12 protein-coding genes are annotated in these 16,183 nt (G+C 64.3%); 7 read left to right on the forward strand and 5 right to left on the reverse strand.

From position 1 onward, the window contains the following. Positions 1-24: 24 nt before the first annotated feature. Both NKH38_RS08615 and NKH38_RS08620 read right to left on the reverse strand, forming a co-directional pair. Positions 25-573 (reverse strand): histidine phosphatase family protein, encoded by a 549-nt coding sequence (locus NKH38_RS08615; RefSeq protein WP_023670442.1) that lies wholly within the window; start codon positions 571-573, stop codon positions 25-27. A gap of 98 nt (positions 574-671) precedes the next feature. Then, complete coding sequence (locus NKH38_RS08620) at positions 672-3,686, reverse strand: caspase family protein (protein WP_023696482.1); 3,015 nt, start codon at positions 3,684-3,686, stop codon at positions 672-674. 145 nt (positions 3,687-3,831) lie between these two features. Here NKH38_RS08620 and NKH38_RS08625 point away from each other — a divergent pair, with 145 nt between their 5' ends. The 3 genes from NKH38_RS08625 to NKH38_RS08635 all read left to right on the forward strand — a co-directional run bounded on the left by NKH38_RS08625 (position 3,832) and on the right by NKH38_RS08635 (position 7,677). Then, positions 3,832-4,782, forward strand: coding sequence for an AEC family transporter (locus NKH38_RS08625; protein ID WP_023670444.1), 951 nt, complete (start codon positions 3,832-3,834; stop codon positions 4,780-4,782). A gap of 218 nt (positions 4,783-5,000) precedes the next feature. Beyond that, entirely contained in the window at positions 5,001-6,458 is a 1,458-nt protein-coding gene (locus NKH38_RS08630) for an NAD-dependent succinate-semialdehyde dehydrogenase (protein ID WP_023714372.1), read from the forward strand. Positions 6,459-6,651: 193 nt separating this feature from the next. Next, complete coding sequence (locus NKH38_RS08635; protein ID WP_352763567.1) at positions 6,652-7,677, forward strand: aldose epimerase family protein; 1,026 nt, start codon at positions 6,652-6,654, stop codon at positions 7,675-7,677. Between the two features lie 4 nt (positions 7,678-7,681). Here the strand turns inward: NKH38_RS08635 and NKH38_RS08640 are convergent, their stop codons facing one another. Next, complete coding sequence (locus NKH38_RS08640) at positions 7,682-8,602, reverse strand: sugar kinase (protein WP_023725631.1); 921 nt, start codon at positions 8,600-8,602, stop codon at positions 7,682-7,684. Between NKH38_RS08640 and NKH38_RS08645 the strand changes: the two genes are divergently transcribed. Together NKH38_RS08645 and NKH38_RS08650 are read left to right on the forward strand one after the other, a co-directional pair. Beyond that, complete coding sequence (locus NKH38_RS08645) at positions 8,526-9,200, forward strand: FixH family protein (RefSeq protein ID WP_245260578.1); 675 nt, start codon at positions 8,526-8,528, stop codon at positions 9,198-9,200. The genes NKH38_RS08640 and NKH38_RS08645 overlap by 77 nt on opposite strands. Before the next feature lie 4 nt (positions 9,201-9,204). Further along, positions 9,205-10,404, forward strand: coding sequence for a cytochrome-c peroxidase (locus NKH38_RS08650; protein WP_023696486.1), 1,200 nt, complete (start codon positions 9,205-9,207; stop codon positions 10,402-10,404). Position 10,405: 1 nt separating this feature from the next. Here NKH38_RS08650 and NKH38_RS08655 read toward each other — a convergent pair whose 3' ends face one another. Next, positions 10,406-10,858, reverse strand: coding sequence for an Lrp/AsnC family transcriptional regulator (locus NKH38_RS08655; protein WP_023688158.1), 453 nt, complete (start codon positions 10,856-10,858; stop codon positions 10,406-10,408). A 163-nt stretch (positions 10,859-11,021) separates the two neighbouring features. Here NKH38_RS08655 and putA point away from each other — a divergent pair, with 163 nt between their 5' ends. Together putA and NKH38_RS08665 are read left to right on the forward strand one after the other, a co-directional pair. Next, complete coding sequence (gene putA / locus NKH38_RS08660) at positions 11,022-14,630, forward strand: bifunctional proline dehydrogenase/L-glutamate gamma-semialdehyde dehydrogenase PutA (RefSeq protein WP_352763489.1); 3,609 nt, start codon at positions 11,022-11,024, stop codon at positions 14,628-14,630. Between the two features lie 86 nt (positions 14,631-14,716). Beyond that, positions 14,717-15,781 (forward strand): glycosyltransferase, encoded by a 1,065-nt coding sequence (locus tag NKH38_RS08665; protein WP_352763491.1) that lies wholly within the window; start codon positions 14,717-14,719, stop codon positions 15,779-15,781. Between the two features lie 45 nt (positions 15,782-15,826). On the opposite strand, the gene hmuQ is transcribed toward NKH38_RS08665, so the two are convergent. After that, complete coding sequence (gene hmuQ / locus NKH38_RS08670) at positions 15,827-16,141, reverse strand: heme-degrading protein HmuQ (protein WP_023714379.1); 315 nt, start codon at positions 16,139-16,141, stop codon at positions 15,827-15,829. Between the last annotated feature and the right edge of the window lie 42 nt (positions 16,142-16,183).

Below are 16,183 nucleotides of genomic sequence, written 5' to 3' on the forward strand. Positions count from 1 at the left end.
CGCGGAGCTTGACCACTGGCTTTCTCAGAACGTGACGCGGCCGAGCACGCGCAAGCCATCGCCCTGCGGCTCGACCACCACCGCTTCGCCCTCGCGCGGCGAGACGCCGGTCAGCGCGACGATGTTTTCGAGATGCGTGACCATGACCAGATTGTCCGAACCGGTGTAGGCGCGGATTTCCTTCATCACCGCGTCGAGCTGCGCGGCCTTCTCGGTCGGATCGCTCCTCAGGAGGTCTAGCGGCGCAAAGAGCTCCGGCTCCGCTTCGAAGGCGATGCGGGCAGTGTCGAGGCAGCGGCAATAGCGGCTGGACAGCACCCGCTCGATGGGGGCGGCGCGGGCGCCGAACAAGGCGCCGATCTTGCTCGCCTGCTGCTTGCCGCGCGCCGATAGGTTGACCTGGGTGGCGCAGTTGTCGATGACGAAATTGGCGGGGTCGGTGGTGCCGGTGACCAGTGCATGGCGAAGCAGCACGACATGGCCGCCGTCACGCAGCAGCGCCCAGCCGGCGTCGGTCGCGTGGGCGACGGCGGGAACAGCAAGCAGGAACAGCGACAGCACAAACCGAATCATCGAAACCTTTCCGGGAGCCGGATGCCGCTCCGGTCATTCTGATATAGGGATCGGAAAGCCGGCACAAAGACAAGCGAAAGGCGAACCCTCGGTTCGCTTCACATTTTCGCCATTTGCTTCTTCGCCAGCTCGATCTTCTGATCGGTGAGCGGGATAGGGATCGTGTAGCCGGCTTCGGTGAAGCCCTGCTTGGCGTTCTCGAAGAATTCGATCGCCTTGAGATATTCCGGCTTGCCCGCGCCATAGCTGGCGCGGTTCCAGTGGACGTCGCCGATATTGTTCTGCTCGAAGGCCCACTGCAGCGGCTGACTTTCGCGCGTAAACACCTTCAGCGCCGCCGTGAACGCCGCTTCGGCGTCGTTGAGATATTTGTCGGTCCGCTGGAGATTGCCGAGATTGAGCAGGCTCATACCGATGCCATTTTGAGCGTTGGCCCAGTCGACCGGCGCGGCCTCGATGGTGAGTATTTCGAGCGCTGCCCGCCGCGCCGCAATCGAATCCTGCAGCGTCTTGGCATCGCCATTGCTCATGCTCAACCAGTGCAGCGTCGAGCCCAGGCCGGCCTGGGCCATTGCCCATTGCCGCGGGTTGGTCTCGCGCTTGTACTCGCGCAACGCATTGCCGTAGGCGTCGACCGCCTCGCTGTAATGCTCGGGCTTGTCGGTGACGCCGCCGAGAAGCTGCAGCGTGTTGCCGAGATTGTAGTAGCTCATCGCCCAGTCCTGCGGGAACTTCCGCCTGACATAGACCTGCCGTGCCGCCTGGAAGGCTGCCGCCGACTGTTCCAGCTTGGCCGCATCACGCGTGCGCTGGCCCAGCGTCTGATAGATCGAGCCGAGATTGTTCTGGGCTGACGCCCAGTCCATCGGGAAGCGCTTGCGGGTAAACACCGTCAGAGCGTCGTCATAGGCAGCAGCAGCTTCTTCGAGCGTAGCCGTGCCCATATCGAAGCGGGCGATACCGCTCAGCGCATTGCCCAGGTTGAGGCGGCTGGTCGCCCAGGACACCGGGAAAGTTTCGCGGGTTCGCACTTCCAGCGCGGCGCGAAACGCGTCGGCCGCCTCGTTGATCTTCGCCTTGTCGTTGAGCTGGATGCCAAGCGTTACAAGCGTGTTGCCGAGATTGTTCTCGACCATCGCCCATTCCACGGGTGCTTTCTCGCGTGTGTATTCCTCAAGCGCCAGCCGGTAGGCTGCTTCGGCCTGGGTGAGATGCTCGCCGGCAGGCTCACGCTCGGAGAGTGCATAGAGCGCGAGGCCTAGATTGTTCTGCGAACCGGCCCAGTCCAACGGCAGCTTGTCGCGCGGACGCTTCTCAAGGGTGGCGCGCGTCGCCGCCACCGCTTCATTGAGACGCTTCGGGTCGCTCTCGCGTTCGCCGATCTTCAGAAGCACGTTGGCCAGGTTGTTCTGCGCCGCGGCCCAGTTGCGGTCGTCCTTCTCGCGCTCGAACACCACCAGCGAATCGCGGAAAATCACCGCTGCTTCTTCGAGATGCGCAGTCTCGGTTTCGCGCTCTCCAATGGTCTGCAGCACCACCGCCATGTTGTTGCGGGTGATTGCCCAGTCGCGATTCTGTTCGCCGTTGGGGATGAAGTTCAAGATGGTGCGATAGGCCTCGATGGAGTGCTGCAGCGCATCGAGGTCGCCGGTGGCGTAGCCATGAGCGTTCAACGCCTCGGCCTCCTGGTTCTTGTAGTTCCAGCGCAGCTTTTCGTCCCACTTCTCGACCAACGAATACGCCTTGGCATAGTCGTTGGCGGCGGATTTGTAGTCGAAGACCAGCGCGGCGGCGTCGGCGCGTTTGGCATAGATGGCGGCGTCGGCGATGCGCTTTTGCCGGAGCAGGTCCTCGGCCTCGTCGACCGCACCGCTGTTTTCCTCGATCCGGCCGACCGCGTCGTCGAGGAATTTGCGCGCCGTCACCATGGCGCCCTGGCCTATGGCCTTGTCGGCGGATGCGACCAGGCGACTGATCTCGGGATCGTCGGTGCGTAATGCGGCGCGCTCGGCCATCATCTTCTTCAGACGCTCGGCCTGGCTGTCCAGCACCTTCTGCAGGTCGTTGGGATCCTCAGGGATCTTTTCCGTGCCGAGCGCCTTGAGCACGCCGTAGAGCGCGTCAAGGGGCACGCCGTCCTGCAGAGAAGCCAACTCCACCTGAGCCCGTTTGGGATCGGGCAGGTCGGAAATGGTCAGCAGCAATTGCCGCCGCTCACCGGTGATCAGCCCGTCGTCGCCGGTCGGTTCCGGCGGCGCGACGCCGAAATAGAGCAGGCGACGCAGACTCTCGCTGACCCAGGGGCGCTGCTTTGCCTTGGTGTCGAGATAGACCTCCTCGGTGACCATGCGCATGACCGAGCCGAATTCCGTGCCTTTCATCGCGGTGAGGTGGCGCAGCAGGGCGGCGGCGTAGGGGCTGTTTTCGCCGGCGGCGCCATCAAGTGCGGGTCGGCCCGGCTCAGCGGCGAAGCCGACCACGGTTCCCAGGCTGGCATTATCCAATGAGGCATCGGCGAGGGCTTTTGCGCCGCGCACCGGTTCCAGCCCGCCGGCGCCGACAGGCTCGGCGGAAGCCGTCGGCCCGCGTCGCACGACCGCGTCCGGCGGAAACGGGTTGGTGCGGCAGGCGTCAAGCAGCACGATCGTCACCGGCACGGTCTTTTTCAGCTCGTCCATGACGGCTGAAATCGGCACCAGCGCCTCACCAGCATTTTTCAACGACGAGACGTCGGCATCGACCGGCACCAGATAATTCTCGCCGCCCGCCTCGATGCCGTGGCCGGAATAATAGATGAAGGCGACGTCGGCGCCTTCGGCGTCCTCGACAAACCGATCGAGATCGCGCTTCAGCTTGGCGGCATCGCGATCGGTGACGTTGCGGGCGTCGAAGCCGAGGTCGGTCAGCATCTTGGCCATGTCGCGGGCGTCGTTGGCCGGGTTGGCAAGGGCTGCGATGTGTTCGTATTTCGACTGGCCGATGATCAGCGCCACGCCCTTGAGACTTTTGGTCTCGGCGGCCTGGGCCTCAGATACGCCAAGGCAAAGCAGTATAGCGACGAAACCCGCCAGCCACCCCTGTCTGAAATGACGCTGTTTCGGCGTCGCAACCATTCGCTGTGTGTCCGCCCTGATGATCCCAAGCCTGTATAGCGCTGCCACCCGACCATGATCAAATTCAGGCGCCGGGCGGATCGAGGATCAGTTTCTGAAGATCATGGCGATTGCGCTGGAATCCGGGCTCGCCTATCCCTGAAAAATGTCTCCGCTTACCGAAACCGTTCTTTTCGTCTTCAGCCTCGTTGCGCTCGGCTATGTCACCGGGCTCACCGGCTATCTGAAACCGGCCAGCGGGGACGGCATCTCCGAATTCGCCATCAACGTGGCGATGCCGCTGCTGCTGTTTCGGACGATGGTGAATTCCGATTTCCACGGCGTGGCGCCCTGGTCGCTGTGGGGTGCTTATTTCGCGGCGGTTGCAATGACATGGGCCGCCGGCCATCTGGTGACGACACGGATCTTCGGGCGGGACGCGCGCACCGGCATCGTCGGTGGAGTGTCGTCATCCTTCTCGAATGTGGTGTTGCTGGGCATTCCCTTCGTTCTCGGCGTATTCGGGTCCAGCGGATTCGAAGTGCTGTCGCTGCTCGTTTCCGTGCACCTGCCGACCATGATGATGGCTTCGATCATCATGTTCGAGATATTTGGCCGCGGCGGCAGCGAGCCCGTACACCCGCTGCGCATCATCCAGAGCTTTCTGAGAAGACTGTTCACGAACCCGCTGATCATCGGCATCCTGGCCGGGCTGGCATGGCGCCTCACCGGCGCGCCGCTGCCGAACCTTGCGACGCGGCTGGTCGATGCGCTGGCTAACACCGCCGGGCCGGTGGCGCTGTTCGCCATGGGGCTCAGCCTGCGCCGTTTCGGCATTTCCGGTAACATCCGACCGGCGCTGGCGCTGTCGACGCTGAAACTGTTCCTGATGCCGGCGCTGGTGCTCGGCCTGGTCTGGCTGTTTGGCCTGCCGCCCTTGACGGCCAAAGTGGCGGTCGTGGTGGCGGCGCTGCCGTCCGGCATCAATTCCTATCTCATCGCCGTTCAGTTCAACACCGGCCAGGCGCTGGCGTCGAACCAGATGACCATCGCCACGGCAAGCGCGGTTGTTACAACCGCCTTTTGGCTGACGGTGGTGGTTCATGTCTTTGGGTAGGCTTGGTCTTCGGCAAGGCTGGGGCCCAAACTAATTTACATGTGAATTTTCTCTGGCGTTTGGCTGGCCCAAAGCCTATATGCCATCTTGCAATTGCTTGCCGAGCTTGCCCTAGGTAAAGAGCAGTGGCTCAGCGTGTCGGGCATCCAGGCCATTGCGCGCGCTCATCGAAGACATCCACAGACCGGCCCGTCAGTGCGCCGAACGGAGGCTAGACCATGCTGCAGAAAACCAGCCATTTCATGCGCCAGGCCAATCTCATCAATGGCGAATGGGTGCAGGCCGACAGCGGCCAAGCGGTCGACGTCAACAACCCGGCCACCGGTCTCAAGATCGGCACCGTGCCGAAGTCGGGCAAGGCGGAAACCCGCCGCGCCATCGAAGCCGCAAGCGAAGCCTTCAAGACCTGGCGCAAGACGACCGCGCTGGAGCGCTCGAAGCTGTTGCGCAAGCTGCATGACGCGATGATGGATAATCAGGATGTGCTGGCCGAACTGCTCACCATCGAGCAGGGCAAGTCGCTCGCCGAATCCAAGGGCGAGATCGGTTCGGCCGCCGCCTACATCATGTGGTTTGCCGAGGAAGGCCGCCGCACCTATGGCGATGTCGTGCCATCGCCGTGGGGCGATCGCCGCATCCTGGTGACCAAGGAGCCGGTCGGCGTCATTGCCGCCATCACGCCGTGGAATTTCCCCTCCTCGATGCTTGCCCGCAAGCTCGGCCCCGCGCTTGCCGCCGGCTGCACCGCCGTGGTCAAGCCCGCCTCGCAGACGCCGTATTCCGGCCTTGCATGGGGCGCGCTCGCCGAGGAAGTCGGCTTCCCAAAGGGCGTCATCAACATCCTGACGGGTGCTGCCGGCGAAATCGGCGACGAGATCTGCGCCAATCCGCTGGTGTCGAAGATCACCTTCACCGGCTCGACCGAGATCGGCAAGCTGCTGATCCAGAAGTCGTCCGTCACCGTCAAGAAGGTCTCGATGGAACTCGGCGGCAATGCGCCGTTCGTGGTCTTCGACGATGCCGACCTCGATCGCGCCGTCGCCGGCGCCATCACCGCCAAATACCGCAATTCAGGCCAGACCTGCGTGTGCACCAACCGCTTCCTGGTGCAGGCCGGCATCTACGACAAGTTTGTCGAGAAGCTGGCCGCTGCCAGCAATGCGCTGAAGGTTGGCTCGGGCCTGGAAGAGGGCGTGCAGCAGGGACCGCTGATCGACGTGAAGGCGGTCGAGAAGGTCGAGGAATTCATCGCCGACGCCACGTCGAAGGGCGGCAAGGTCGTTGCCGGCGGCAAGCGCCACGCGCTTGGCGGCTCATTCTTCCAGCCGACCGTCATCGCCGATGCGAAGCCTGACATGCGCTTCATGAAGGAAGAGATTTTTGGCCCGATCGCCCCGGTGTTCAAGTTCGAGACCGAGGAGGAAGCCATTGCGCTTGCCAACGACACCGAGTTCGGCCTTGCCGCCTATTTCTACACCGGCGACCTCGGCCGCGCCTTCCGGGTCATGGAAGGCCTGAAATACGGCATGGTCGGCGTCAATGAAGGCCTGATCACCACGCCGGAAGCGCCGTTCGGCGGCGTCAAGGAATCGGGCCTCGGCAAGGAAGGCGGACATCAGGGCATCGAGGACTATCTCGACACCAAATATGTCTGCATCGGGGGTCTCGGCCTCTAAATCATTGACGGGCAGGGCAGGCCGCGGGCCGGCCCTTGCCAGACGACATTCAGCCGGCCTGGAGCGGTTCAGCGTTTCACGGAAACGCCGAACCGCTCCAGTTCTTTGTTTTTTGCAATTCCGGACGGAAAACCGTTTCACACTTTTCCTGGAATTGCTCTAAGTCGATAGATCGACGAATTAGCATTTGGACATAGCGATGAAGGACGGCGAAGTCTTCGGCACGACGCAGGCGGGCGAACCCGTTCGCCGTTTCACCATCCGGGGCGGCGGCATCAGCGCCAACATCATCGGGCTCGGCGCAATCATCCAGGATCTGCGCCTCGCCGGCCACGATGCGCCGCTGGTGCTGGGCTACGACCGCTTCGAGCCTTACGAGACCGACCGGGCCTTCTTCGGCGCGGTCGTCGGCCGTTACGCCAACCGCATCCGCGACGGCCGCTTCACCATTGCCGGCCAGCGCTACCAGACCGAGCGCAATTTCCTCGGCAAGCACACGCTGCATGGCGGTTCGGAGGGCTTCTTCCAGCGGCCGTGGACGGTTTCGCTGCATGGCCGGGATTTCGTCACCCTGACCCTGCACGATCCCGAGGGCACGATGGGCTTTCCCGGCGCGCTCGACGTCACCTGCACCTACCGGCTGAAGATTCCCGGCACGCTCTCGATGGAGCTGACCGCCACCTGCGAGGAGCCGACGCTGTGCAATCTGGCGCAGCATTCCTATTTCAATCTCGACGATGGCGGCACCGGTGACATTCTCGACCACCGGCTGATGCTGAATGCCGGCGCCTATACGCCGGTCGATGGCGAGATGATCCCGACCGGCGTCGTCAAACCTGTCGACGGCACGCCCTTCGACTTCCGCCAGGCGCGGCCGCTGCGCATGGAAACGGAAGGCGAGCAGCTTCCCTACGACGTCAATTTCTGCCTGGCGTCAGCCCGGGGCCCGCTTCACCAGGTGGCGTGGGCGCAAGGCGCCAATTCCGGCGTCGAGATGGAAGTCTGGACCACCGAGCCGGGCCTGCAGCTTTACACCGGCCAGTATGTCGCGCCGACCTCGGGCGGCCTGGACCGACGGCGCTACAAGGCGTTTTCCGGCTTTTGCCTGGAAGCGCAGACCTGGCCCGACGCGCCGAACCGGCCCTATTTCCCGCAGGCCACGCTGTGGCCGGGCCAGATCTATCATCAGGTGACGGAATATCGTTTCAGGCTTCCCTAAGGTCTTAGCCCTCGAAAGCGGTTCTTAGAACCTCGAACGGCGCCAGCGCGCCTCGCACCTGCACGACAGCGGCGGCGACACGATGCGCGCGCTGCACGGCATCCGCCGGGGCATGGCCGGCAAGCCGGGCGGCGAGATAGCCGCCATTGAAGGAATCGCCGGCGCCGGTGGTGTCGACCGGGGTGGCGACATGCTGGGCCGGAACCGGCTGCAGGGCTCCGCCAGTGGCGATCAGCGCGGGTTCCTCGCCATTCTTGACGACGACTTCGCCGACCAGTTTTCCGAACCGCTCGGCGGTCGCTTGCGATGCCGTGTCGCCAAACAGCATCTGCTCGTCGGGAAAGGTCGGCAGCGCGATGTCGGTGACGGCAAGCGCGTCGAGGATCGCGGCTTGCGCCTCCTCGCGGCTCTGCCACAGGCGCGGCCGGTAGTTGGGGTCGAAGGCGACGAGCGAACCGGCAGCCCGCGCCTTGGACACTTCCGCCAGCAACGTCTTGCGCGCGGCGGCATCCAGAATTGCCAAAGTGATTCCGGAAAAATACACAAGAGCCTGGTTTTCAAGGCTTTTTGCCAAGGCGGCCGGGTCCGAGGCGAGCCGCCTGGCCGCCGCGTCGCTGCGCCAGTAGGTGAAGGCGCGTTCGGCGCCGGTCAAGGTGATGGCGTAGAGGCCGGGCCGCGCGCCTGGGATGACCGGGCTGGCGCCGATGTCGATGCCGTTTTCGGCGAAGAACGAAATCTGGCCCTGCGAGAAGGGATCGTCGCCGAAGGCCGAGACATAGGTCGCCGGCCGCTCGCCGCTCAGCGCATGCAGCGCCCACAGCGTGTTGAACGTGTCGCCGGCAAAGCCCATGCGCCAGTTCGGCCCGGCCTGGCCGGACAGCTCGAGCATGCATTCACCGATCGAAGCGACGCCGTCTGCTGCCATGTATCTGTCTCCGGATCAGTTCGCTGCTGTAGCTTTTTGCGGCCGGCAGCGCCATGCTTGGCGGCGGCGGTTTTTTGCGCCAGAAGCGTTTTCCCACAGAAGCGGCGGGACGCGAATTGCTTCCCGAGACGTTATGCCCAGAAGAGGAACCGGTTTGGCATCGATATGGCGTTATCTTCTTGCGGGCGTTGGTCTGGCCGGCTTGCTGGCTGGCATATTGGCGATCGTCTATCTGACCGCGCCGCAGTCGGCGCCGGGCCCGGATATTTCGCGCTCGAAGAAGACGGCGAACGGCTTGTTTGTCGCCAGCATTCAGCCGGAACGCGGCGTTATCCGGCAAGGCGAACTGCAATCCTGGTTGCTGACCCTGAAGACGGTCAACGGCGATTCCGTGGAAGGTGCGGCGATCTCGGTGTCCGGCGGCATGCCGCAGCACAATCACGGCTTGCCGACCAGTCCGCAGGCGACCGATTATCTTGGCGAGGGGCGCTACAGGATCGAGGGGCTGAAATTCACCATGAGCGGCGTGTGGCAGTTGCGCTTCGCCATTTCGGCGGCGGCCGGTTCCGACACGGTCGTCTTCAACGTGGTGCTGTGAGCGGATGAACGGCCTGTTGCGCCTTCTGGCATTGGCGGCGGTCGTGCTCGTTGCCGGCTGCGGCAAACCGGATTTTTCCGATGCCGAGAAGAAGACCATCGCTTCGCTGGCGCTGAACACCTTGCCGGCGCTCAAACCCGACACCACCAACCGCTTCGCCGACGTGCCGGCCGCCGCCGCCCTGGGCTCCACTCTGTTCTTCGATCAGGGGATGAGCCGTGACGGGAACGTATCCTGCTCGACCTGCCACAAGATCGACCGGCAATTCCAGGATGACCTGCCGCAATCCGTCGGCGTTGGCCGAACCAACAGGCGCTCGATGCCGCTGGCCGGCATTGCCCGCAATCCGTGGTTCTTCTGGGATGGACGGCGCGACAGCCTGTGGGCGCAGGCGCTGACGCCGCTGGAAAACCCGCTTGAGCAGGCGGGGAACCGCGCGGCCTTCGCGCATTACATCCAGAAGCGGTTCGGCGAGCGCTATGAGCGCATCTTCGGGCCACTGCCGGATCTTTCCGCCGTGCCGGCCAACGCCAGCCCGCTCGGCAATGAGGCCGAGCAGGCGGCGTGGAAGGCAATGACCGCGGCGCAAATGGACGACGTCAACCGCGTCTTTTCCAACATCGGCAAGGCGATCGCCGCCTTCGAACGGTCGATCGAACCGGCACAGACGCGCTTTGACCGCTTTGCCATCGATCTTGCGTCAGGCGCCAAGCCGAAAGCCGACGATGCCTTTTCGCAGGAGGAGATGCTCGGGCTGAAACTGTTCATCGGCAAGGCCAATTGCGTCACCTGCCATAACGGCCCGCGCTTCACCGACAACGCTTTCCACAACACCGGCGTGCGGCCGGTCAGGGATTTGCCATTGGATCGCGGCCGTTTCGATGCGGTGGCCCAGGTTCAGGCCGACCCATTCAACTGCTTCGGCGCCTTCCGCGATGGCGACGCCGGCGCCTGCGGAGAACTGCGCTTCATCGTCAAGGCAGCACCCGAACTGATGCGTGCCTACAAGACGCCGTCGCTGCGGGGCGCGGCGACACGGCCGCCCTATATGCATGCCGGACAGTTCTCCACGCTGGAGGAGGTGGTGGCGCACTACGCGAAGGCGGAGGCGGCCGTTGAAGGCACCTCCGAAGTGCACCCGTTGCAACTGTCGGACCGCGAACGCGCGGCGCTGGTGGCATTTTTGAAGACGCTGTCGGAGTGAGCTAGCGATCCTTCACCGTCTCCATGGCCACGAAGGTCGAGGTCTGCGCAACATGCGGCAGTGCCGAGATGCGCTCGCCGAGCACGCGGCGATAGGCGGCGATGTCGGTGGTACGGACTTTCAGGAGATAATCGAAGCTCGACGCCATCATGTGGCACTGCTCGATCTCCGGCACGGCCTGCACCGCGCGATTGAAAGCATCGAGCGCGGCCGAGCGTGTGTCCGACAGTTTGACCTGGACGAAGGCGACATGACCTTCGCCCATGCGCTCGCGATCGATGATCGCCTGATAGCCCCTGATATAGCCGTCCTTCTCCAGGCGCTTCACCCGCGCCTGCACCGGCGTCTTCGACAGGCCGACCTTGCCGGCCAGTTCCGACATGGACAGCCGCCCGTCGCGCGCCAGCGCCGACAGGATGTTTCTGTCGATGCGGTCCAATTGGTCTCCTGTCACGGATATCACAGTCCATCTGATAACAATTTAGCCGCATGATAGACCGCTCGGCCTGGCATGTCGATTTCTTTGGACCGGCCGAAAATGCGGCTCTGTGCTAGCTTGCGCCATTCGGTCCGGCGACCGCCGGCCCGCTCCCAGATGCTTGCTCCGCAGGACCGCCATGCCGCTCGACACCATCCGCCAGCAGATCCGCGCCAACTACCTGCCCGACGAAGACGCGGCTGTGAAGCGCCTGGCTGCCGCGACAGAACTTTCGGCCGATGACCGCAAAGCCGTCTCGGCCCGTGCCGCGGATCTGGTGCGCGCGGTGCGCGGCTCGTCCGACCCGCGGCTGATGGAGGTTTTTCTCTCCGCCTACGGCCTCTCCACCAAGGAAGGAGTGGCGCTCATGTGCCTGGCCGAGGCACTGCTGCGCGTGCCTGACACCGAGACTATGGACGACCTGATCGCCGACAAGATCGCACCGCATGACTGGTCGGCGCATTCGGGCGGTTCGAGCTCGATCTTCGTCAACGCCTCGACCTGGGCGCTGATGCTGACCGGCCGTGTGCTCGACGAGGGCGAGGGCGGCATTGAAGGCACGCTGCGCTCGATGGTTCGCCGGCTGGGCGAACCGGTGATCCGCAAGGCGGTCGCCGCCGCCATGCGCGAAATGGGCGAGCAGTTCGTGCTCGGCCGCACCATTGCGGAAGCCGTCAAGCGCGGCAAGTCGATGATCCAGAAAGGTTATCTCTATTCCTTCGACATGCTGGGCGAGGCGGCCCGCACCGAGGCCGACGCGCTGCGCTACCTCAAGGCCTATGCCGATGCGATCTCCTCGCTCGATTCAGGCTCCAACGGTCCCGATATCCGCCAGAACCACGGCATCTCGGTCAAACTGTCGGCGCTGCATCCGCGCTACGAAGAGGCACAGAAGGAAAAGATGCTGCCGGTGATGGCCGAGCGGCTGCTGTCGCTGGCGCTGGCCGCACGCCATTCGCGCATGGGCCTCAACATCGACGCCGAGGAGGCCGACCGGCTCGACCTGTCGCTCGATGTGATCGAGCGTGTGTTGTCCGAGCCGGAGCTTGCCGGCTGGAATGGCTTTGGCGTCGTCGTCCAGGCCTACGGCCCGCGCGCGGCCTTCACCATCGACTGGCTCTATGCGCTGGCGGAAAAGTACGACCGCAACATCATGGTGCGGCTGGTCAAGGGCGCCTATTGGGACACCGAGATCAAGCGGGCACAGACGCTCGGGCTTTCCGGCTACCCCGTCTTCACCCGCAAGGCCAACACCGATGTTTCCTACATGGCCTGCGCCAAAAAGTTGCTGTCGATGACCGACCGCATCTATCCGCAATTCGCCACGCACAATGCCCATACCGTCGCCGCCATCCTGTCGATGGCTGACAACCGTGACGCTTTCGAATTCCAGCGCCTGCACGGCATGGGCGAAGCGCTGCATGAGACGGTGCGCCGGGCCGAAGGCACGCGCTGCCGCATCTATGCGCCGGTCGGCGCGCACTCCGACCTCTTGGCCTATCTGGTTCGCCGCCTGCTGGAGAATGGCGCCAACTCCTCCTTCGTCCATCAGCTCACCGACGAGGACGTCGAGCCGGAGGATATTGCGCGCGATCCGCTCGAGACGGTCGAGAGCCAGGGCCCCGCCGCCAATCCGGCAATCGCTCGTCCTGCGACGATCTTCGGCGCTGGTCGGCGCAACTCGAAGGGGTTCGACATCACCGATCCGGTGACGCTGGCGGCGATCGACAAGGCCAAGGCGGCCTTTGCCGGGCCCGAGCGCTGGCATGCCAAGCCGATCACGCGCGCCGCCGGCTACGGCAAGCAGCGCCCGGTGGTCAATCCGGCAAAGCCTGCCGAGATCGTCGGCACGGTCGCCGAAGCCGCTGCCAAGCAGGTCGCGACCGCGGTGCGCTTTGCTGTGGAAGCGCAGCCGGCCTGGGCGAAGCGTCCCGTTGCCGAGCGCGCCGCCATCCTCAACCGCGCCGCCGACCTCTATGAGGCCAATGCGGTCGAGTTTTTCGCGCTGGCTACAAGGGAAGCCGGCAAGTCGCTGGCCGACGGCGTGGCTGAACTGCGCGAAGCCGTCGACTTCCTGCGCTACTACGCTGCCGAAGCGGCCAACAACGAAGCGGGCAGCGAGGCGCGCGGCGCGATCGTGTGCATTTCGCCGTGGAATTTCCCGCTCGCCATCTTCACCGGCCAGATCGTGGCAGCGCTCGTCACCGGCAATTCGGTCATCGCCAAGCCAGCCGAACAGACGCCGCTGATCGCCTTCCGCGCCGTCGAGCTGCTGCGCGAGGCCGGCGTTCCGGAAGATGTCATCCAGCTTCTGCCGGGCGACGGTCCGGCGGTCGGCGGACCGCTAACTGCGGATCCGCGCATTGCCGGCGTCTGCTTCACCGGCTCGACCGAGGTTGCAAAGCTGATCGAGAAGCAACTGGCCGAGACGGCCGCGCCGGACGCCATGCTGATCGCCGAGACCGGCGGTCTCAATGCCATGATCGTCGATTCCACAGCACTGCCCGAACAGGCGGTGCGCGACATACTGGCATCGGCTTTCCAGAGTGCAGGCCAGCGCTGTTCGGCGCTTCGCGTGCTCTACGTGCAAAAGGATGTCGAGAAGAAGATGCTGGAGATGCTGAAGGGCGCCATGGAAGCGCTCACCATCGGCGATCCCTGGCAGATTTCGACCGATGTCGGGCCGGTCATCGATGACGAGGCGCAGGAATCGATCCGCGAGTATTGCACCAAGATGGGGCTGCAGGGCCGGTTGATTGCCAAGCTCGAAGCACCGAAGGACGGCCGCTTCGTTGCGCCGCATGTGTTCCGGGTCAAGGGCATCGAGGAGATGGAGCGCGAAGTGTTCGGTCCGGTGCTGCATGTCGCCAGCTTCGACGCCGACGGGATCGACGCCGTCATCGCCGCCATCAACCGCAAGGGCTATGGCCTGACCTTCGGCCTGCACACCCGCATCGAAGGCCGCGTCCAGCATTTCGTCGACGGCATCCATGCCGGCAACATCTATGTCAACCGCAACCAGATCGGCGCCGTCGTCGGCTCGCAGCCCTTTGGCGGCGAGGGGCTTTCGGGCACCGGGCCGAAGGCCGGCGGGCCGCATTATCTCCGGCGGTTCCGCAAAGGGCCGGAGGCGGGCACGGAGATTGCCGAGGGCCACAAGGTGACGGCGACCGAACTGGCCGACAATCTGCCCGATCCGACGCTTGGCGGCTGGTCGACGCGGCCGGACCGCATCGCCATTTTGAGAAAACATCTGCGCGGCAAGGGCGCTGCAGCCATCGGCGCTGCAGCCGCCATCGATTTCGGCCAGGTCGACCTGCCCGGACCGACCGGCGAGGCCAACACGCTGTCGCTGTCGCCGCGTGGCCGGGTGCTGTGCCTCGGTCCGGACGCCGACACGCTGCTTGCCCAGACGATCCAGGCGCTGGCCGCCGGCAATGCGGTGCTGGCCGTGGCGCCGGGCGCGCCGGCAGCACTGTCGGCGCTGACCGGCAAGGGGTTGCCGCTGGCGGCCATAGACGGTCGGCCAGACCCAGTCGAAGCGCGTTCGCTGCGCGTCGATGTCGTCGCCTTCTCGGGCAGGCCCGAGGCGGCCCGTATCGTGCGCAAGGTCATTGCCGACCGCAGCGGGCCGATCGTGCCACTGGTCAGCGAGGTGCTCAACCCGGCGGCCTATGCGCATGAACGCGCTGTCTGCGTCGACACCACGGCTGCCGGCGGCAATGCCAGCCTGCTCGCGGCGGCCTAGGGGACTTTTCGCAGCTCGCTTGCCTGCAACGAGTTGCAAGGATATGCGCAAGGGACAGACAGCAACTCGAGCGGGCAGCTGAACAGATGGAAGACACGTCCGGACCGTTTGAGCTGCCGCGCGTGGCGGTGGTCATCACCTGCTTCAACTATCGGCCGTACGTCGAACAGGCGATCCGCTCGGTGCTTGCGCAGACCTACCGGAATTGGGAATGCGTCATCGTCGACGATGCCTCGACGGACGGCTCGGCCGACCATGTCCGACAGCTTCTAAGGGATATAGACGACCCGCGCCTGCGCCTGTTGGCGCGCACGGAGAATGGCGGCCAGACCGCGGGATTCCGCGACGGCTTTGCCGCAACCGACGCGCCCTTCGTCGCGTTTCTCGACGCCGATGACGTGTGGCTGCCGGATTTTCTCCTCGCGCATCTGTCCGCCCACCTCAACACGACGCATTCGGCCGCACTGTCGAGTTCCGATGTGTTCCTTGTCGATGGCGACGGCACCTTGCTGGGCGGTACCTTCCTTGCCTTGCGCAAACCGCGGTCCGGAGCGGATCGCAGTGGCGTCGCCATCGCGCCCGGTGGCCGGCTTGCCGGCATGGCGCCCGGGATCGCCTACGCATCGGAGCATCCGGTAACCTATTTCACACCTGCGGTGACGGGCTGGCTGTGGTCGCAATGCTCGGCGATCATGTACCGGCGTGGCGCGCTGGAACCGGTATTGTCCTTCCCGTTCAAGGCCAAGGTCGGGACGGATTATCTGACGGCGACACTCGCGCACCAGGCCGGCGGCAGCCTCATCCTGTCAGAAGGTCTCGGCCTCTATCGCCTGCATGGCTCCAACCTGTCCACCGGAACTGCCTTTGCCGGCGGCAATGTGCGGCAAACGCCTGCATACAGGAGCTACAGGAGCGTGTTGGCGGCGGATGCCGCAGACTATTTGCTGGCGAATTCTGCCTGGCTCAGCGATCTCAACGGGCGCAATTTCATACCTGCGTTCCTGACGCAGCATGTGCGCCAGTTCCCGGAGCTGGCCGGTGATCCGCGGTTGGCGCGCTACCTGACACGCGGACAGCCCTGGCGGCGGCTGCGCCTGCACATTGCCCAGTGGCTTCGGCGACTGGGCGGCCGGAATTCAACCGGAACCTGACGGCATCTGCCCGTCGTCAGATCTCGTCGACGGGTGAAATCTCAATCAGGCCCCTTCGACGACCGAAAAGCCTTCGAACTGCGGATGGCCGAGATAATGCACCTTCGAGGTGCCGGTGTTGCGGTGGGCGGCGCGAAAATTCTCGGATTTGGTCCAGGCGACGAAATCCTCATGGCTTGCCCACACCGTGTGCGAGGCAAACAGCGTATAACCCTCGGTCTCGTTGACCGGGCCGCGCAGCAAGTGGAATTCCCTGAAGCCTTTCATCTCCGAGAGGCTCGAATCGCGGTTCTTCCAGACATCCTCGAAGGCGGTCTCCGAGCCGTTCTGGACCTTGAAGCGGTTCATGGCGATGTACATTGGGCTTCCTCTTGAATTGATGGACGATGACATTTGGCGAAG

Source organism: Mesorhizobium sp. M1078 (assembly GCF_040318615.1).
Classification (GTDB): Bacteria; Pseudomonadota; Alphaproteobacteria; order Rhizobiales; family Rhizobiaceae; genus Mesorhizobium.